Raw genomic sequence first — 14954 nt, 5'->3', positions numbered from 1 at the left:
TGCTCATGATGAAATCAGGGCTGAACGTGTTTCTGTTCAGTCTGCCGCTTCCAGCCAGTGCAGGGAAAGGTCATCAGCAGGATCATGCCAACGCTGGCACCAGCGCCAGCCTGCGTCCTTGGCCAGCTCAAGGGCCATCTTCACTGAGTATTTGACGCTGTATTCGGTCACAAGCGGTTGTCCTGCGCTGAAGGTCCATGGTTCACCAGCCACCAATACCGTTTGGTTGCCTTCGCTGATCAGGGCCATGCGCACTCGGCTCTCTGCTTCCTGCCAGACGGCCTCGTAACGGAACGTGTCTGGGTTGAAGTTTGCGCCCAGATCCTTGTTCAGTCGTTGCAGCAGGTTATAGGCGAAGGCGGCGGAGATACCTGCGGCATCGTTGTAGGCGGCCTCCATCCTGGACCTTGATTTGGGCTGATCAAGTCCCAGCAACAGCGGTCCTCCATCGAGCAGGTCCCGGAATCTGCGCAGCAGCGCAATGGCTTCGTCACGAGTGAAGTTGCCGAGGGAACTGCCAGGAAAGAACCCCACCCGCCTTGTCCCACGGATCAACGGATGGTCTGGAAGCACATCAAGCTGACTGTGATCACAGCAGATTCCCAGCATCGGCACCCCGGGATGTTGGGTCTGAAGTGCCGACGTTGACTGGCGTAGGTGCTCGGCGCTGATGTCGAGGGCCACATAGGCGGAAGGCTGCATCGCTTCCAGCAGCGGCCCCACCTTGCGGGCACTGCCTGCGCCGAATTCAACGATCACACCTGATCCAATGGCACGGGCCATGTCCGTTGCTGCCGATTCCAGTAAGGCGATTTCCGTTCGGGTGAGGCTGTACTCCGGTTGCTGGCAGATCTGATCAAACAGGCGAGAACCCTTGTTGTCGTAGAGGAACCACGCTGGTAGCTGACGGGGCTCTCGTTGCAGACCGTCCTGCACCAGTCGGTGCATGTCTGCGCTGGGCGGATGCAGATCGATCAGTTGAGGACGCGCAGGCGTTTGGGTTGTCATTGGGCCAGGCGTAGACCTGCCGCCATCCAGCGGCTGGCCGGGGTGAAAAAGTTCCGGTAAGTGTCGCGGGAATGGCCTCTGGGTGTGAGCTGGCTGCTGCCCCGCAGCACGAACTGGGAGGTCATGAATTTGCCGTTGTATTCGCCCACAGCTCCCGCTGCAGGTTGAAAGCCTGGGTATGGGCGATAGGGGCTTGAGGTCCATTGCCACAGCTGGCCATGGCTCTGTTGAAGTGATGCCCCGTGCTCATGGCTGGCTAATTCCCATTCCGCTTCGCTTGGCAGGCGGGCGCCGGCCCAGCGCGCATAGGCATCCGCTTCGAACCAACTGAGGTGTCGAACTGGCAGGTGATCCTCCAGTGGGCAGCGGCCAGCGAGGGTGAACTCCCAACGCCAGGGACCTTGGTCATCCGGATCACGTCTCCAGTAGCGGGGTGCTTCCCAGTTGCGCTGACTGCGCTCAGCCCAGCCCTCGCTCATCCAGAGCTCAGGGCGTTGGTAACCGCCATCGTCGATGAAGCACCGGTAAGCACCATTGCTCACCAGCCGAGACGCAATGCTGAAGGGCTCCAGCCAGGTTCGATGCCGCGGGCCTTCGTTATCGAAGTGGAAGGCATCACCGCTGTGGCCCACTTCCACCAGGCCCCCACGGCAGTCGAGCCAGGGTTCGTGGCGTTGGGAGCCTGACGTTTTGCCGGTAGTGATCGGCTGATCATCAAACGGTTCAGTCCAGTCGCTGCGATAGGCCGGTTCGAGCGGCTGACGGCTGAATCCATCCAGCAGGTCCATCAACATCAGTTCCTGATGCTGCTGCTCATGGTGAAGTCCCAGTTCCACCAGATCCAGCCAAGGTGCTTCGCTGTGGCGCTTCAAAAGCTCTTCGAGAGCAAGATTCACCCGCTTCCGCCAGGCTGTAACTTCCTCCATCGGTGGCCGGCTGAGTAACCCTCGCTGCGGTCGCGGTTGGCGTGGGCCAACAGCGTCGTAATAGGAGTTGAACAGATAGCTCCAACGCGGGTCCGCTGGGACGTAGTCCGGATGGTTGGGCTTCAGCACAAAGGTTTCGAAGAACCAGGTGGTGTGAGCAAGGTGCCACTTGGGTGGGCTGGCATCGGCCATGCCCTGCAGGTTGAGGTCTTCGGTATTGAGGGGCTCAATCAATGCCTCACTGGTCCGACGCACCTCCATCAGTCGATTCAGGAGTGAGCCGGAAGCCATGGATGGGAATCATGCTGGCGGTGACGTTAGTGGGATCCCCGTCGGGTGTCAGCGCAAGACTGCCCCTACCATCGGCCCAAATCGCAACTCCTTTGTGATCGGCACGTTGTTGGCCGACCGGTATCGCCTAGACCGCTGTCTGTCGTCTGATCCAGACCATCCCCAGGGGACTCTCTGGCGTGCCGCTGATCAGTTGGCGGGTGATGCACCCGTTGCGTTGCGGCAACTCAATACTCAGGCGACTCAGGATCGCTTTCGCAGTCTGTGGCCGTCGATGCAGTCACTGCTGCATCCCCAGATTCCACGCTTTGGAGGCCTGCTTGAGCAACAGGGCAGTCTTTGGCTGGTGCGTGAGTGGCAGGAGGGCTCAACTCTGAGTCAGATCCAGACCCAACGCCTTCAGCGCCAGTTGGTGTTCGGCCCTGGAGAGGTGCTGCTGCTGATGAGGCAGCTGTTGCCTCCTCTGGCTGTGCTGCACGGTCAGGAGCTGGTCCATGGCGATCTCAATCCCCGCAATCTGCTGCGGCGCGATCAGGATTGTCTGCCCGTGCTGTTGGATTTCGGGTTGCTGCAGCGCTGCGGTCAGCAGCCTCTCATCGCAGCCTCGCCGGCTTATGCGCCTCCCTCGCAGGTCCGGCAGGACCCTGCAGCTGCGTGGATGGATTTGCATGGTCTCGGTGTGTCGGCTCTGACCCTGCTCACCGGCCGTCCCCCTGCGCAGTTGTTGCAGGTAGATGCGGAGGCATGGTTGTTCCCCAACGAGCTCGATCTGGATCCTTCCTATCGAGAGGTATTGGAAAGATTGCTGTCTGAACAGCTCGGGCACCGTTTTGAGGTGGCTGCTGATGCCCTCCAGGCTTTGCAGGCTGTGTCGATGCCTGAAACAACAGGGCCTCAGGCGCGGGCTGAGCGCACCCTGGTTTTGGCTCCAGTTGTTTCGGATCACTCGCCGCTCGTGGCAAGTGAGTCTCCGGATTTGCCGTCGTTCAACCCATCTCGCGCCACAGCTCGTGAGGAAGCACGGCGCCGACCTTCAGCGGAGCAGCGACAGCTTGCGGCGGAAGGCCGTCTCTGGCCCGTTGTCGGTGCCCTGTTGGTCTCGGCTCTGGTGGGAACAGCCATAGGTTGGTTTCTGCTCACTCGCGGCAATTCCCCCACTGGTGCCCCCTCCACGGCTCGCGATCTGATCGGGCGTTCCCCTTCCGCAAGCCTTCCTCCTGCGGAGATTGATCAACGTCAGCAGCTGCTCAGTCGTCTACGAGCCCTTCAGGTTGATCGCAGTTGGTTTCTGCAGTTGGTGGATGCGAGCCTGATGGCCCGTTTCCCTGAGCGTGGCGGTCGTCTGCCGAGTGATTCCCTCGAAGACACCCCTTTGAGGAGTGTCTGGAACGAACTCGCCGAGGAGTGGTTGGCCAGGGTGGAGCAACTGCCGCCGGCGCTGCGCAGTCGTCTGGGACAGCTCAAGCCTGCCGACTGGCAAAGGCAACGCCAGGCCCTTGTGTCGCAGGGTGTGAACAACAAGGTGGTGGAGCAGCTGGTCAGCGCTTCGGCTCAGGCGTTGCTTCCTGGAGTTCCGGCAGGGGTGAAGCCGCCTGAGCCTTTCCGTCAGCTGTGGATCGCTGCCGCATTGCGCAGCCTTGAGGATGTGAGGATTGAACAGGTCCAAGCGCGTGCACAGGCGCCCACGGTTCTGTCCAGCCGAGTCTCCGCTGGTGGTGCACGCCTGATCTCGATCTCGGTCCCCGCTGGTCGTCGCCTGGTGTTGGGTATCAACGGCACTCCTTTGATGCAGATGACTGTTTATGGCTCCAATGGTGAGGTCGCTGCCGATCGCGGACCGCTGCGTGTTGTGACCTTGCCTGAGGAAGCAGGTTCGCCTGTGCAGGTGCTGGTCACCAACGACGGCGTGTCGTCCGGTTTGTTGACGCTCTCCTGTCGCGCCGATGCGCCAGCACCGAAACCGTTGCCGGAGGTTGATCTCAACCCGATTCCCGACTCGGCCACTGGGGCTGAGGGCCCTGTCGAGGCGCTTCCGGAACCCCCCGGTCCCCGGCCTGCTGGTGCTGAGGATCCTCCCGGTGAAGAGGCTGATGCAGCCAATCCATTGACCAGTGACTCCACCTCTGATTCCACTGCAGAACCCAATGAGGGCAGTCAGTAGCGGGCAATGGCAGCCCGGGTCTCTTTCTTGATTTGCTTGTCCTTTTCGGCAGCGCGCTTGTCATGCAACTTGCGGCCTTTGCCAAGACCGATGGTGAGTTTGATCCAGGAGCCCTGGAGGTGCATGTTGAGCGGGATCAGCGTCAGCCCTTTTTGATCGAGTTGCCCTCGCAGCTTGTCGATTTCGCGTCGGTGGGCCAGCAACCTGCGCACGCGCAGCGGGTCGTGGTTGTAATACCCGCTTGCATGGGTGTGGGGTGAGATGTGCACGTTGTGCAGCTGCATTTCACCCTTCCGGATCAGGCAGAAACCATCCCGGAGATTGGCTTGGCCGGCTCGAATGGATTTCACCTCGGTGCCCACTAGTTCAATGCCGGTTTCCAGCGTTTCCAGGATGTCGTATTGATGCCTGGCCAGCCTGTTGTCTGCCAGTAAGCGATTGGCCGCTGCGCGAGCTGCCGCATTTTTCTTGCCTCCACCTTTGGCCATTGCCTGTTTGGCCTATCGGCCGCTTGATGCTCCGACCCTATCCAGGTCTCGGTACTCTTCCCACATGGCCATTGTTTCCTCAAGCGCAGGATCCCCACGTCCACGCAAGGAGCGTGAGCCCAATCGGGTGGTCGATGCGGGCCGGCAACCAGGAGACGGTCTCGATCCAGCGGCGCTGGCCTCTCGCGATGACGGTTTAAGGCCCAAGTGTCTGAAGGATTACATCGGTCAGCGTGAGCTCAAGCAGGTGCTTGTCATTGCGGTGCAAGCCGCGCTGGGCCGCGGCGATGCTCTCGATCATGTGTTGCTCTACGGCCCGCCTGGTCTTGGCAAAACGACCATGGCCATGGTGCTGGCTGAGGAGTTGGGAGTGAAATGCCGCATCACCAGCGCCCCGGCGCTTGAGCGCCCCCGCGACATCGTTGGTCTTTTAGTGAATCTGCAGCCACGAGAGCTGTTGTTCATCGATGAGATTCATCGACTCAGCCGGGTGGCCGAGGAGCTGCTCTATCCGGCCATGGAGGATCGTCGACTCGACCTCACCGTTGGCAAGGGAAGCACTGCGCGAACCCGTGCACTGGACTTACCGCCGTTCACACTGGTCGGTGCCACAACCCGCGCAGGTGCGTTGAGTTCACCGTTGCGCGATCGCTTTGGCTTGATTCAGCGTCTCGAGTTCTACGGCTTGGACGACTTGCAGTCGATTGTCGAGCGGGCCGCCGGTTTGCTCGACCTCGATCTCACGGCCGATGCATGCGCTGAGATTGCACTCCGCTGCAGGGGGACGCCTCGCATTGCCAACCGACTGTTGCGTCGGGTGCGAGATGTGGCCTGTGTTCGTGACTGCTCCGGAGTGATCGACCGTGCATTAGTCGATGAAGCCCTCACGTTGCATCGGGTGGATGGCCGCGGTCTGGACGCCAGTGATCGCAGGCTGCTGGAGCTTCTGCTCCAATCCCATGGAGGCGGTCCCGCCGGACTGGATACCCTTGCGGCGGCTCTTGGAGAAGATCCCACCACCTTGGAGTCAGTGGTTGAACCGTATCTACTTCAGCTCGGTTTTTTGCAGCGCACTCCGCGTGGCCGGGTGGTGACGGCTGCTGGTCGTGACCATCTCGCTGCTGCTTGACAACTGTGCTCGGTGTTGTTCAGCTCTCTCACAGAGCTGTTCATGCTCGATACGCTGATTGAAGACTTCGACGATTTAAGAAACGGTGACGCTGCTCTTTTGGTCGCAGCTTGATGGTCTTCAAGGCACAGCGTGTTCACTGTGATGAAGTCGAGGGCGTCATGGTGGTTGAGTCGGATGCAGAGCCTGATCGGTTGGTTCCTACCGCTTTGGTTGATCGCCTCTCCTGTTTCGGCATTGGCAGCTGAAGTTGATCACTTGCCGGAGCTGTTCGATCGTGCTCTTGCTCTCAGCCGTGCAGGCGATCCGCAGCAGGCACTTCCGGTCTGGGATCAGGTGCTCGATCTTGCTCCTAACGATGCGGCGGCTTGGAGCAATCGCGGCAACATACGTTTGATGTTGGGTGATCCAGAGGGAGCCATCGCCGATCAAACCCGCTCCATGGAGCTGGCCCCCAACGATGCTGACCCCCATCTCAATCGTGGTACGGCTGAAGAGGCCTTGCAGCGCTGGTCTGAGGCCGCAGCCGATTATGACTGGATTCTGGAACGAGACCCGAGTGATGCCTCAGCCCTCTACAACCTCGGCAATGTGCGTGGATCAGAGGGAGAATGGCAGGAAGCCCAGCGTCTTTATCGCTTAGCCGCTGATGCAAGGCCAGGATTCGCGATGGCCCGATCCAGTGATGCTCTGGCTCTCTACCAACTCAATGATCTGAAAGAAGCAGAACGAAATTTGCGCAATCTTATCCGGCGCTACCCCTTGTTCGCCGATGCCAGAGCAGCTTTGAGTGCTTTGCTCTGGAGTGAAGGTTCGCGCGGTGAAGCGGAAAGCCATTGGGCCGCTGCTTCAGGTCTTGATCCCAGTTATCGCGATGCCGCTTGGCTGGCCGAGGTGCGCCGCTGGCCGCCACGGCCGATTGCCGATCTTGAGCGCTTTCTCGCTCTGGAGGTGTCATGAACCTCACTGCTACCTGGTCCGAGCGTTTGGACGCGCTGTTGCCGGAGTTGATTGAGTTGCGTCGTCACCTGCATGCCCATCCTGAGCTCAGTGGCGAAGAGCATCAAACCGCTGCACTGATTGCGGGTGATCTGCGCCAGGCCGGTTGGCGTGTTCGCGAAGGCGTTGGACGCACGGGTGTGGTGGCTGATCTTGGCCCTGAGCAGGGTCCGAAACTCGGCTTGCGCGTGGATATGGATGCACTGCCGATTGAGGAGCAAACGGAGTTGCCCTATGCCTCCTTGCGGCAGGGCGTGATGCATGCCTGCGGGCATGACCTGCACAGCACGGTTGGTTTAGGCGTGGCCAAGTTGCTGGCGGCTGAGCCGCACCTACCTGTTGGAATGCGCTTGTTGTTTCAGCCAGCAGAGGAAATCGCTCAAGGGGCGCGCTGGATGCGCGAGGCAGGAGCCACCGATGGCCTTCAAGCGTTGTTTGGTTTGCATGTGTTCCCCTCCTTGCCTGTAGGCAGCGTCGGTTTGCGCAGCGGCAGCCTCACAGCGGCGGCAGGTGAACTGGAAATCGAGATCAATGGCCAGGCGGGCCACGGCGCCAGGCCTCATCAGTCGGTGGATGCGATCTGGATCGCTTCAAGGGTGGTCACTGGCCTCCAGGAGGCCATCAGTCGCAGGCTTGATGCCTTGCACCCAGTTGTGGTGAGCTTCGGGCGTATCGAAGGGGGCAAGGCGTTCAACGTGATTGCCGACCGGGTCACCCTCCTGGGAACGGTGCGCTGTCTATCGAACGATCTGCACGATCATCTGCCTCGTTGGATCGAGGAGACGGTGCGAGCTCTTTGCGAGGGTTTCGGTGCAACAGCAACGGTCCGCTATCGCTGTATTGCTCCACCGGTGGATAACGACATCAGACTCACGGCTCTGCTTGAGCGCTGTGCCATCGAGCAGCTTGGCCCAGATCAGGTCTTGCGCTTGGAACAGCCCTCCTTAGGCGCCGAGGATTTCGCAGAGTTGATCCAGGATGTGCCGGGCATGATGTTTCGGCTCGGTGTGGCGGGTCCTGAGGGATGTGCGCCGCTTCACAACGGACACTTTTTGCCTGATGAACGCTGCCTAGGGGTCGGAATCCGTGTGCTCACAGCAACGATGCTGGCCTGGGAACCGACGACATGAATCGTCCGCCTCGCACCCGTCTGCAAGTCTTGTTGTCTTTGGCCGCACCCTTGCTGGTGTGCCTGGGCGTCTTAGCGCTTGTTCAGCGAGAGGGCACCGAGCGTTGGCAGTCTGTTCCTGCCATCCTGGTCGGCTCTGGCTTGGTGATCCACGCAGTGGTGGGTCGTCGTCGACGGCGGCACAAGCTGCTGGTGGCCTTGCGAAGCAGTCGTTTTCAGGAGGATTGAATTGATGGCGTCCACACCGCAGCAGCCTCAGGGCGGTGAACCTGATCTCAATGCCCTGAGAGAGGCGATCGGTTCTGGTGATCCATTGCGAGCGATGCCGGCCCTCACCCAGTTGCGCTTCTGCAGAGATGAGGACGCTGTTCCTCTATTGGTGCTGGGCAGTGAGCAGGAGGCTTTTCTCGTGCGCTCCTTGAGCTGCAGCGGTTTGGGCTACAAGCGCACTGAGCAGGGTTGGACCGTATTAGAGCGGCTGCTGCGCAGTGATGGTGATGCCAATGTGCGTGCCGAAGCTGCCAATGCCCTTGCCAGCTATGGCGTTGCCCGCGCTTGGCCATTGCTGAAGTCAGCATTTGATGCCGATAGTGCATGGCTTGTGCGTTGCAGCATTCTTTCGGCTCTGGCGGAACAGCCGGAGATCGATTTCGGTTGGCTACTTGACCTGGCCAGTACCGCGATCACTGATGCGGATGGCACTGTTCGCGTCAGCGGAGCAGAGATTTTGGGCCGCATTGTTCGTGAAAGCGTTGATCAACCGATTGGTGAGCAAGCCAGAGCTCTATTGTTGCCACTGCAGCAAGACGTAGACCATCGAGTCATCGCAGCGGCACTCAACGGATTGCAGCTTCGATGACGGTGCGTTCCCAACGGCGTTGCTAGTAATTGGTCACCACTAGGGGTGCCCTGGATCGTTCGCGATCCTCATGGCTGAGATCACACCCTCTGAACCTGATCCGGGTCATTCCGGCGATAGGGAAGTGACCAATGTGATCCACGGTTAGCAGGCCGGCCCCTGGCAGTTCCTTCGCTGAATGGATCATGCGTGCCTCCTGGGTTCAGTCCCGTCGCGGACAGTCCAACGTTTCCCAGATGCATTTCGCCCGTCAGGGCCTGGTGACCGAGGAGATGGTCTACGTCGCCAGGAGGGAAAACCTTCCCGAGACCTTGGTGATGGAGGAGGTGGCACGTGGCCGGATGGTTATTCCCGCCAACATCAACCATGAAAATCTTGAGCCCATGGCGATTGGGATCGCCAGCAAGTGCAAGGTGAATGCAAATATCGGCGCTTCTCCCAATGCCTCGGACGCCGAGGAAGAGGTCAAGAAGCTGAATCTGGCTGTGAAATATGGTGCCGACACCGTGATGGACCTGTCCACCGGCGGCGTCAATCTTGATGATGTGCGCACCGCGATTATCAAGGCTTCACCCGTGCCGATTGGCACCGTTCCTGTTTATCAGGCTCTGGAAAGTGTGCATGGATCGATTGAACGGCTCTCGGAGGATGATTTTCTCCACATCATCGAGAAGCACTGTCAGCAAGGTGTCGACTACCAGACGATTCACGCTGGCCTGCTGATCGAACATCTGGTCAAGGTGAAGGGTCGCATCACCGGGATCGTCAGTCGTGGCGGCGGCATCCTCGCCCAGTGGATGCTGTATCACCATCGTCAGAACCCTCTCTACACCCGCTTCGATGACATCTGCGAGATTTTCAAGCGCTACGACTGCACGTTCTCGCTTGGTGATTCGTTACGGCCGGGGTGTCAGCACGATGCTTCGGATGCTGCTCAGCTGGCCGAGCTGCATACCCTTGGTGAACTGACGCGTCGTGCCTGGGAGAAAGATATTCAGGTGATGGTCGAGGGTCCAGGCCATGTGCCGATGGATCAGATCGAGTTCAACGTCAAGAAGCAGATGGAGGAGTGCAACGAGGCACCTTTCTATGTTCTGGGACCCTTGGTAACTGACATCGCACCGGGGTATGACCACATCACCTCGGCGATCGGCGCTGCCATGGCCGGTTGGCATGGCACTGCAATGCTTTGCTATGTGACTCCGAAAGAGCATCTGGGTCTTCCCAATGCCGATGATGTGCGTGAAGGCTTGATTGCCTACAAGATCGCAGCGCATGCAGCTGATATCGCCAGGCATCGCCCCGGTGCCCGTGATCGAGATGATGAGCTCAGCCGGGCTCGCTACGCCTTTGATTGGAACAAACAGTTTGAGTTGTCGCTTGATCCCGAGCGTGCCAAGCAGTATCACGATGAAACTTTGCCTGCTGATATTTATAAGCAGGCTGAATTTTGTTCGATGTGTGGTCCCAAGCACTGTCCGATGCAGACCAAGATCACCGATGAGGATCTTGAAGGTTTGGAGAAGGTGTTGGAAGTCAAAGGTGGTGCTGAGTTGTCCGGGGTGAAGATGGATAAAGCTGAATGATTGAGTTCTGTTCTAATCACTGCCAAGAGCAAAAGTGATTGCTTTTGGTGGTGATTCATTGTGCTCGTGGTTTATTCGACTTTCTTCTTGAGTTCTTTGCGGAACCAGTCAATGGTGGGTTGAAGACCTTCTGAGAGGGGAATTTTGGGCTCCCAGCCAAGTTCCTGCCTTGCTAGATCAATGATGGGTTGGCGTTGGAGTGGGTCGTCCTGGGGCAGGGTTTTGGTGATGAGTTCCAGTTTTGGATTGATGCGATCGCGCACGAGTTCCGCTAACTGACGGATGGTGAATTCATTGGGGTTCCCAATGTTGATGGGACCGGTTTTGTTTCCGTTCATCAGTTTGATCATGCCTTCGATCAGGTCATCCACGTAGCAAAAAGATCTGGTTTGACTGCCATCTCCATACAGCGTTAGTGCTTGTCCTTGGAGAGCTTGAACGATGAAGTTGCTGACAACCCGTCCATCGTTTGGAAGCATCCTCGGGCCATAGGTGTTGAAAATCCGCATCACACGGATTTCCGATCCATGCATGCGCTGGTAGTCGAAACAGAGGGTTTCAGCAATGCGTTTTCCTTCGTCGTAACAGCTGCGAATACCGATTGTGTTGACACAGCCTCGGTAACTTTCCGGTTGGGGATGAACCTCTGGATCCCCATACACTTCGCTGGTGCTGGCAAGTAAGAAGCGTGCTCCAACTCGCCTTGCCAGTCCTAGCATGTTGTATGTGCCTAGGAAACTTGTCTTGGCTGTTTTGATTGGGTTGAACTGATAATGCACAGGAGAGGCTGGGCATGCTAGATGCCAGATGCGGTCGATTTCTAATTTGATTGGTTCTGTGACATCGTGGCGAATCAATTCAAAATTGGGATGTCCAATCCAGTTTCTGATGTTCTCTTTTCTGCCTGTGAAGTAATTGTCCAGACAAATTACTTCTTCGCCAGCTTGCATTAAGCGATCAGTTAGGTGGGAGCCAAGGAATCCGGCACCGCCTGTAATTAAATTCCGCATTGATTTGACATTTCAGGTTTGTTGGATAAAGCTTGTAAGCATGAAGTTTATGTCATTTTTTCATAATGAATTCACGTTAAGCGAATAGTAGGTCTATTTTACATCCGTTTAAGCGTCTCCGGTTTTGGTTTGAGCAGACTCAGCCTCATCGGGCCATTTATTAGTGGCTTTTGGACAGTTTTGGGCAGTTTGTAGACTATGGCGTTGCACTTGATATGACTGGTGCAGCTTCTTCCCTCGTTCAGGAATTTCGCTGCTCGACGTTTTGCTGAACCAGGCACTGTCATCGAAAATTTATAACTCCTTACTGTAGCGATATTGAATGAAGGTTGACATCTGACTCTGGTCGAGAATGAGAGATCTGGTTTCTCACTAATACTCTCGCATACTTTTATTATTGAATGACATTATTTTGAATTCTTGAAAAAGAGCAATATCTTTTCTATATGGTAGCTTTGCATTTGAACTTTTCTGATTTCAAATTGGCCAATGCTCTTGATTTCTAAATAAGTCATAAGATTAATCTATTAATCCCCCAGTTCTTTAGTGAGAATTTTCGTGATCCCCTTAAACCTTTATGATTGACAACTTTTGAAATGACACTTTGCTTTAAGCGTATGCTGGCAGCCAAGATATAAAGTTGGCAAACATTTTAATCCTCATTGTTTGAAAAATGGTTCTTTATTTTTATGAGAAAATTGCATGAACCCTGTTGGAGAGTCTATCCCTTTCGGGCATTGAATGAGTGGTTTTATCGGACCTTCCTTGTTAAGGAAATAAAATTTTAAAACCTCATCGTTTATATCTTTGTAGGCTAAGCAGTGTATTGTTCCTGCCCTCGAATGATGCATTAGAGATTTATATTGATAATAAAAGGGTCTTAACTCATAGGTAAATCTGGTTTCAAATTGAGCTAAGGTCGATGCAATAGTAATTAACGATAGTATAATTGAAATTGCTAGTAGATTTTTTTCTAAGCCAGCGAATTGTTCAGAGTTAATCGCTAATTGATTTAAGCTGAAGATAGGAGTAAGTGCTATGTAAACTAAAGGCAGCCAATAGGGAATCCAAGCTCTTCCATGTGGGTAGCTTCCAATCAGGGAAAGAAAGTAGATTAAAGTTATTGATATAAGAACCAAAAAAAATCCAAATAGCCAGGGATTTTTTCTATTTGAGGTTTTGAAAAATCTCACTAATTGATAAGAAATTAAGGCTAGTATTAGAATACTTATTATGTGTTCGAGGTATGGGCTTGGTGCTAACCGCGGAAAGTCTCCTCCAAGCATAGCCCCTTGTAAGGGTGTAATAATGCCATTGGGAATTTCGATCAGCCACCCAAAAAAGCTTTCAGAACCTCCTGCAATCGTAGCTACGCCTGATAATTTAATTCGAATGAAAGTATATGTAGATATTAAAAGTGTGAATACCATTGGGATTAGATAAATGATTTTTACTCTTTCCCAACGCTTTAAGTCTGTCCAACCAAATACCCACTTGCTATCGTTAAGCAAGTAATTTAAAATACCGATATTGACTACAATGAAAAGCGGAAATATTGTTAGCGAAGATAAGCAGCTCAAGCTTATGAATAGTGAGGTTAAGTAAAGCTTTATATGTCGCGACTCTGCTTGTTGAAATGCTGCTAATTCGTTCAGTGAGCATAATGCAAAAATCGATGCCATTCCATAGCCTCTTGCCATAGACAGATATTCATTGAAGTAATATGGTATAAACGCAATACTTACAAACATTAGACGCAATATCCAGGAGCTCGGTGTGAATCTTTTTGGTATATACCACAAAAAAAACCAAGCACTTATTAATAGGCTTGGTAATCGAATTGCGGTTTCTGAGAATGGTGCAAATAGTGTAGAAATCCAAACTAAACTTGTATTTAAAAGGTGGTTATTAGCTGTGCTCAAATTCAAATAACCATTCCAGCCTTGAGTCACATGGCGAAGATATGTACCTGCTTCATCTCCCTGAATAGGCATTGCTAGGCTACGTGACATGCATAAATAAAGCATTAAACTGCAAAGAAAAATATAGATTGATTTTGAGAGAATTTTTAATTTCATTTAAATTCAATCCTTAATTAGTTTCTTCATTATACATGGTCATTTCTTCGCAATTCAGCACTTATTTTTTTATTAGAAGCAAATTAATTTCTGGATCTGAGTCTGCCGTCACGGTATGCGCTATTATTTAGTTACCACATGCATTGCATTTAGATTGTTTTGCGTGATTGCACAGACAAATCAAATTAATGATGAATAAAATAAAAAAATTCATTTTACACTTTGTTGCGCCTACGTTAGTATATTTTTTAATTTTTCTTGGAGCAGGTTATAAGTCTTTCTACTTCTTTGATTTAGATCAAAATACAGGCCAAGGAGATTCAATTAGTTATATTCAAATGCACGATGGGAGTTTTAATGTTAGTCCAATACATAAATATCGCGTCGGAATTCCTATTATTGCTAGACAATTTTCAAATGTTTTGAGCCTAGATTCAACAGATCAATTATCTTCAGAAGATGCTCCACAAGCAAGATTATCTTTTTTTATTGTTAACACAGCTATTGTCTCTTTAGCAGCTTCTATTACACTTTTGCTCGCTTTACATGTGGTTGAAAATAGTGAATGGTTTTCATCATTTGCAATTGTGGCTCTGTCATTTTTAAACCCAGCAACGATTCAGAATATCTCTACGCCAATGGTTGACTCAGCAGTCCCATTATTTGCAATTTTAATCACTTACATTTCAATAGTTTCAAATGAATACTGGACACCTTTTGTATCAATCATATTTACACCATTAAATGAACGCATTGTTGCTTATTTGCCTCAGATGATGGTCGCTTCATCAAGTAAAAAAAGGTCCCTAAGCCTTTTGTCTTTATCAATTATTCTTTCAATTGCTGTTAATAAGTTAATCCAGATCACTGTCAACCACTATTTCCCTACTCAAGATTTTGCTATCTCGGAAAATAGTTACTCTTATGATTTGTTCACCACTACCTTGCATCATTTTGGAAATATTCAACAAGTTTCCTGGCATTATATTTCACATCCAGCCATCCTGGCCAGACATATTTTAATTGATCTTGGCATTCTACAAGTTGTAAGTATATTTGTTGCATTATACTTGTATTTGTCGAATAAGAGCTTTGAAACATCAAGATCAATTTTGCAGTTTTTCAGGAAGTTCTTGTATGTACTTGTTATTTCAATTATTCTCGTGCTTATGAGTGGAGATGTTAGTAGAATGTTATGCACAGTAGTCCCATTTGCTTCCGTATGCATGGTACTTTTGGCCACTAAATTTCAATTCAATGAATATTTTAAAACCTAGCTGTCGATAATTC

At 53.2% G+C, this 14954-nt stretch carries 13 protein-coding genes and 1 riboswitch; of the genes, 8 read left to right on the top strand and 5 right to left on the bottom strand.

All coding sequences use genetic code 11. The features are described 5' to 3' along the window. Window positions 1-36: 36 nt before the first annotated feature. Window positions 37-1008 carry an L-histidine N(alpha)-methyltransferase gene (egtD, locus tag SIB42_RS02330; protein ID WP_067093318.1) on the bottom strand — a complete coding sequence of 324 codons (972 nt, stop codon included), beginning with the start codon at window positions 1006-1008 and terminating at the stop codon, window positions 37-39. Beyond that, window positions 1005-2225, bottom strand: a complete 1221-nt coding sequence (gene egtB / locus SIB42_RS02325; protein ID WP_067093317.1) for an ergothioneine biosynthesis protein EgtB — start codon at window positions 2223-2225, stop codon at window positions 1005-1007. Before egtB ends, egtD begins: the two co-directional genes overlap by 4 nt. On the opposite strand from egtB, the gene SIB42_RS02320 reads away from it, so the two are divergent. Next, a complete protein-coding gene (locus SIB42_RS02320; protein ID WP_197459858.1) occupies window positions 2224-4386 on the top strand; it encodes a serine/threonine protein kinase in 2163 nt (720 codons plus the stop codon). The two genes, egtB and SIB42_RS02320, sit on opposite strands and share 2 nt — an antisense overlap. Here the strand turns inward: SIB42_RS02320 and smpB are convergent. Further along, a complete protein-coding gene (smpB, locus tag SIB42_RS02315) occupies window positions 4380-4874 on the bottom strand; it encodes an SsrA-binding protein SmpB (RefSeq protein ID WP_067093316.1) in 495 nt (164 codons plus the stop codon). The genes SIB42_RS02320 and smpB overlap by 7 nt on opposite strands. A 64-nt stretch (window positions 4875-4938) precedes the next feature. On the opposite strand from smpB, the gene ruvB reads away from it, so the two are divergent. The 6 genes from ruvB (at window position 4939) to thiC (ending at window position 10576) form a co-directional block, all read left to right on the top strand. After that, a complete protein-coding gene (gene ruvB / locus SIB42_RS02310) occupies window positions 4939-6003 on the top strand; it encodes a Holliday junction branch migration DNA helicase RuvB (RefSeq protein ID WP_067093315.1) in 1065 nt (354 codons plus the stop codon). A 177-nt stretch (window positions 6004-6180) separates the two neighbouring features. Further along, window positions 6181-6963, top strand: a complete 783-nt coding sequence (locus SIB42_RS02305) for a tetratricopeptide repeat protein (RefSeq protein ID WP_067093314.1) — start codon at window positions 6181-6183, stop codon at window positions 6961-6963. Further along, on the top strand, window positions 6960-8132 hold the full coding sequence (locus SIB42_RS02300; protein ID WP_067093313.1) for an amidohydrolase: 1173 nt from the start codon (window positions 6960-6962) through the stop codon (window positions 8130-8132). The genes SIB42_RS02305 and SIB42_RS02300 overlap by 4 nt, the downstream gene beginning before the upstream one ends. Beyond that, entirely contained in the window at window positions 8129-8359 is a 231-nt protein-coding gene (locus tag SIB42_RS02295; RefSeq protein ID WP_067093312.1) for a DUF3188 domain-containing protein, read from the top strand. Before SIB42_RS02300 ends, SIB42_RS02295 begins: the two co-directional genes overlap by 4 nt. A 4-nt stretch (window positions 8360-8363) precedes the next feature. Continuing rightward, window positions 8364-8990 carry a HEAT repeat domain-containing protein gene (locus SIB42_RS02290; protein WP_067093364.1) on the top strand — a complete coding sequence of 209 codons (627 nt, stop codon included), beginning with the start codon at window positions 8364-8366 and terminating at the stop codon, window positions 8988-8990. Window positions 8991-9021: 31 nt separating this feature from the next. Next, window positions 9022-9130, top strand: a riboswitch (TPP riboswitch). 45 nt (window positions 9131-9175) lie between these two features. Further along, on the top strand, window positions 9176-10576 hold the full coding sequence (gene thiC, locus SIB42_RS02285) for a phosphomethylpyrimidine synthase ThiC (protein ID WP_067093311.1): 1401 nt from the start codon (window positions 9176-9178) through the stop codon (window positions 10574-10576). A 71-nt stretch (window positions 10577-10647) separates the two neighbouring features. Here thiC and SIB42_RS02280 read toward each other — a convergent pair whose 3' ends face one another. Further along, window positions 10648-11586 (bottom strand): UDP-glucuronic acid decarboxylase family protein, encoded by a 939-nt coding sequence (locus SIB42_RS02280; RefSeq protein ID WP_067093310.1) that lies wholly within the window; start codon window positions 11584-11586, stop codon window positions 10648-10650. A 659-nt stretch (window positions 11587-12245) separates the two neighbouring features. Beyond that, a complete protein-coding gene (locus SIB42_RS02275) occupies window positions 12246-13664 on the bottom strand; it encodes a hypothetical protein (protein ID WP_156485138.1) in 1419 nt (472 codons plus the stop codon). Window positions 13665-13831: 167 nt separating this feature from the next. Here SIB42_RS02275 and SIB42_RS02270 point away from each other — a divergent pair, with 167 nt between their 5' ends. Then, a complete protein-coding gene (locus tag SIB42_RS02270) occupies window positions 13832-14941 on the top strand; it encodes a hypothetical protein (protein WP_156485137.1) in 1110 nt (369 codons plus the stop codon). Window positions 14942-14954 lie beyond the last annotated feature (13 nt).

Origin of the sequence: Synechococcus sp. MIT S9508, from assembly GCF_047303045.1 — a bacterium.
GTDB lineage: Bacteria > Cyanobacteriota > Cyanobacteriia > PCC-6307 > Cyanobiaceae > Synechococcus_C.
The sequence above is the reverse complement of the archived record's forward strand: the minus strand, read 5'-3'. Positions and strand labels throughout refer to the sequence as shown.

What these genes read in the sequence shown, in the direction of transcription:
- egtB (WP_067093317.1), bottom strand. Translation starts at nt 2,225, where the DNA reads ATGGCTTCCGGCTCACTCCTGAATCGACTGATGGAGGTGCGTCGGACC.
- SIB42_RS02305 (WP_067093314.1), top strand. Translation starts at nt 6,181, where the DNA reads ATGCAGAGCCTGATCGGTTGGTTCCTACCGCTTTGGTTGATCGCCTCT.
- ruvB (WP_067093315.1), top strand. Translation starts at nt 4,939, where the DNA reads ATGGCCATTGTTTCCTCAAGCGCAGGATCCCCACGTCCACGCAAGGAG.
- SIB42_RS02320 (WP_197459858.1), top strand. Translation starts at nt 2,224, where the DNA reads ATGGATGGGAATCATGCTGGCGGTGACGTTAGTGGGATCCCCGTCGGG.
- thiC (WP_067093311.1), top strand. Translation starts at nt 9,176, where the DNA reads ATGCGTGCCTCCTGGGTTCAGTCCCGTCGCGGACAGTCCAACGTTTCC.
- SIB42_RS02300 (WP_067093313.1), top strand. Translation starts at nt 6,960, where the DNA reads ATGAACCTCACTGCTACCTGGTCCGAGCGTTTGGACGCGCTGTTGCCG.
- smpB (WP_067093316.1), bottom strand. Translation starts at nt 4,874, where the DNA reads ATGGCCAAAGGTGGAGGCAAGAAAAATGCGGCAGCTCGCGCAGCGGCC.
- SIB42_RS02280 (WP_067093310.1), bottom strand. Translation starts at nt 11,586, where the DNA reads ATGCGGAATTTAATTACAGGCGGTGCCGGATTCCTTGGCTCCCACCTA.
- SIB42_RS02275 (WP_156485138.1), bottom strand. Translation starts at nt 13,664, where the DNA reads ATGAAATTAAAAATTCTCTCAAAATCAATCTATATTTTTCTTTGCAGT.
- SIB42_RS02290 (WP_067093364.1), top strand. Translation starts at nt 8,364, where the DNA reads ATGGCGTCCACACCGCAGCAGCCTCAGGGCGGTGAACCTGATCTCAAT.
- egtD (WP_067093318.1), bottom strand. Translation starts at nt 1,008, where the DNA reads ATGACAACCCAAACGCCTGCGCGTCCTCAACTGATCGATCTGCATCCG.
- SIB42_RS02295 (WP_067093312.1), top strand. Translation starts at nt 8,129, where the DNA reads ATGAATCGTCCGCCTCGCACCCGTCTGCAAGTCTTGTTGTCTTTGGCC.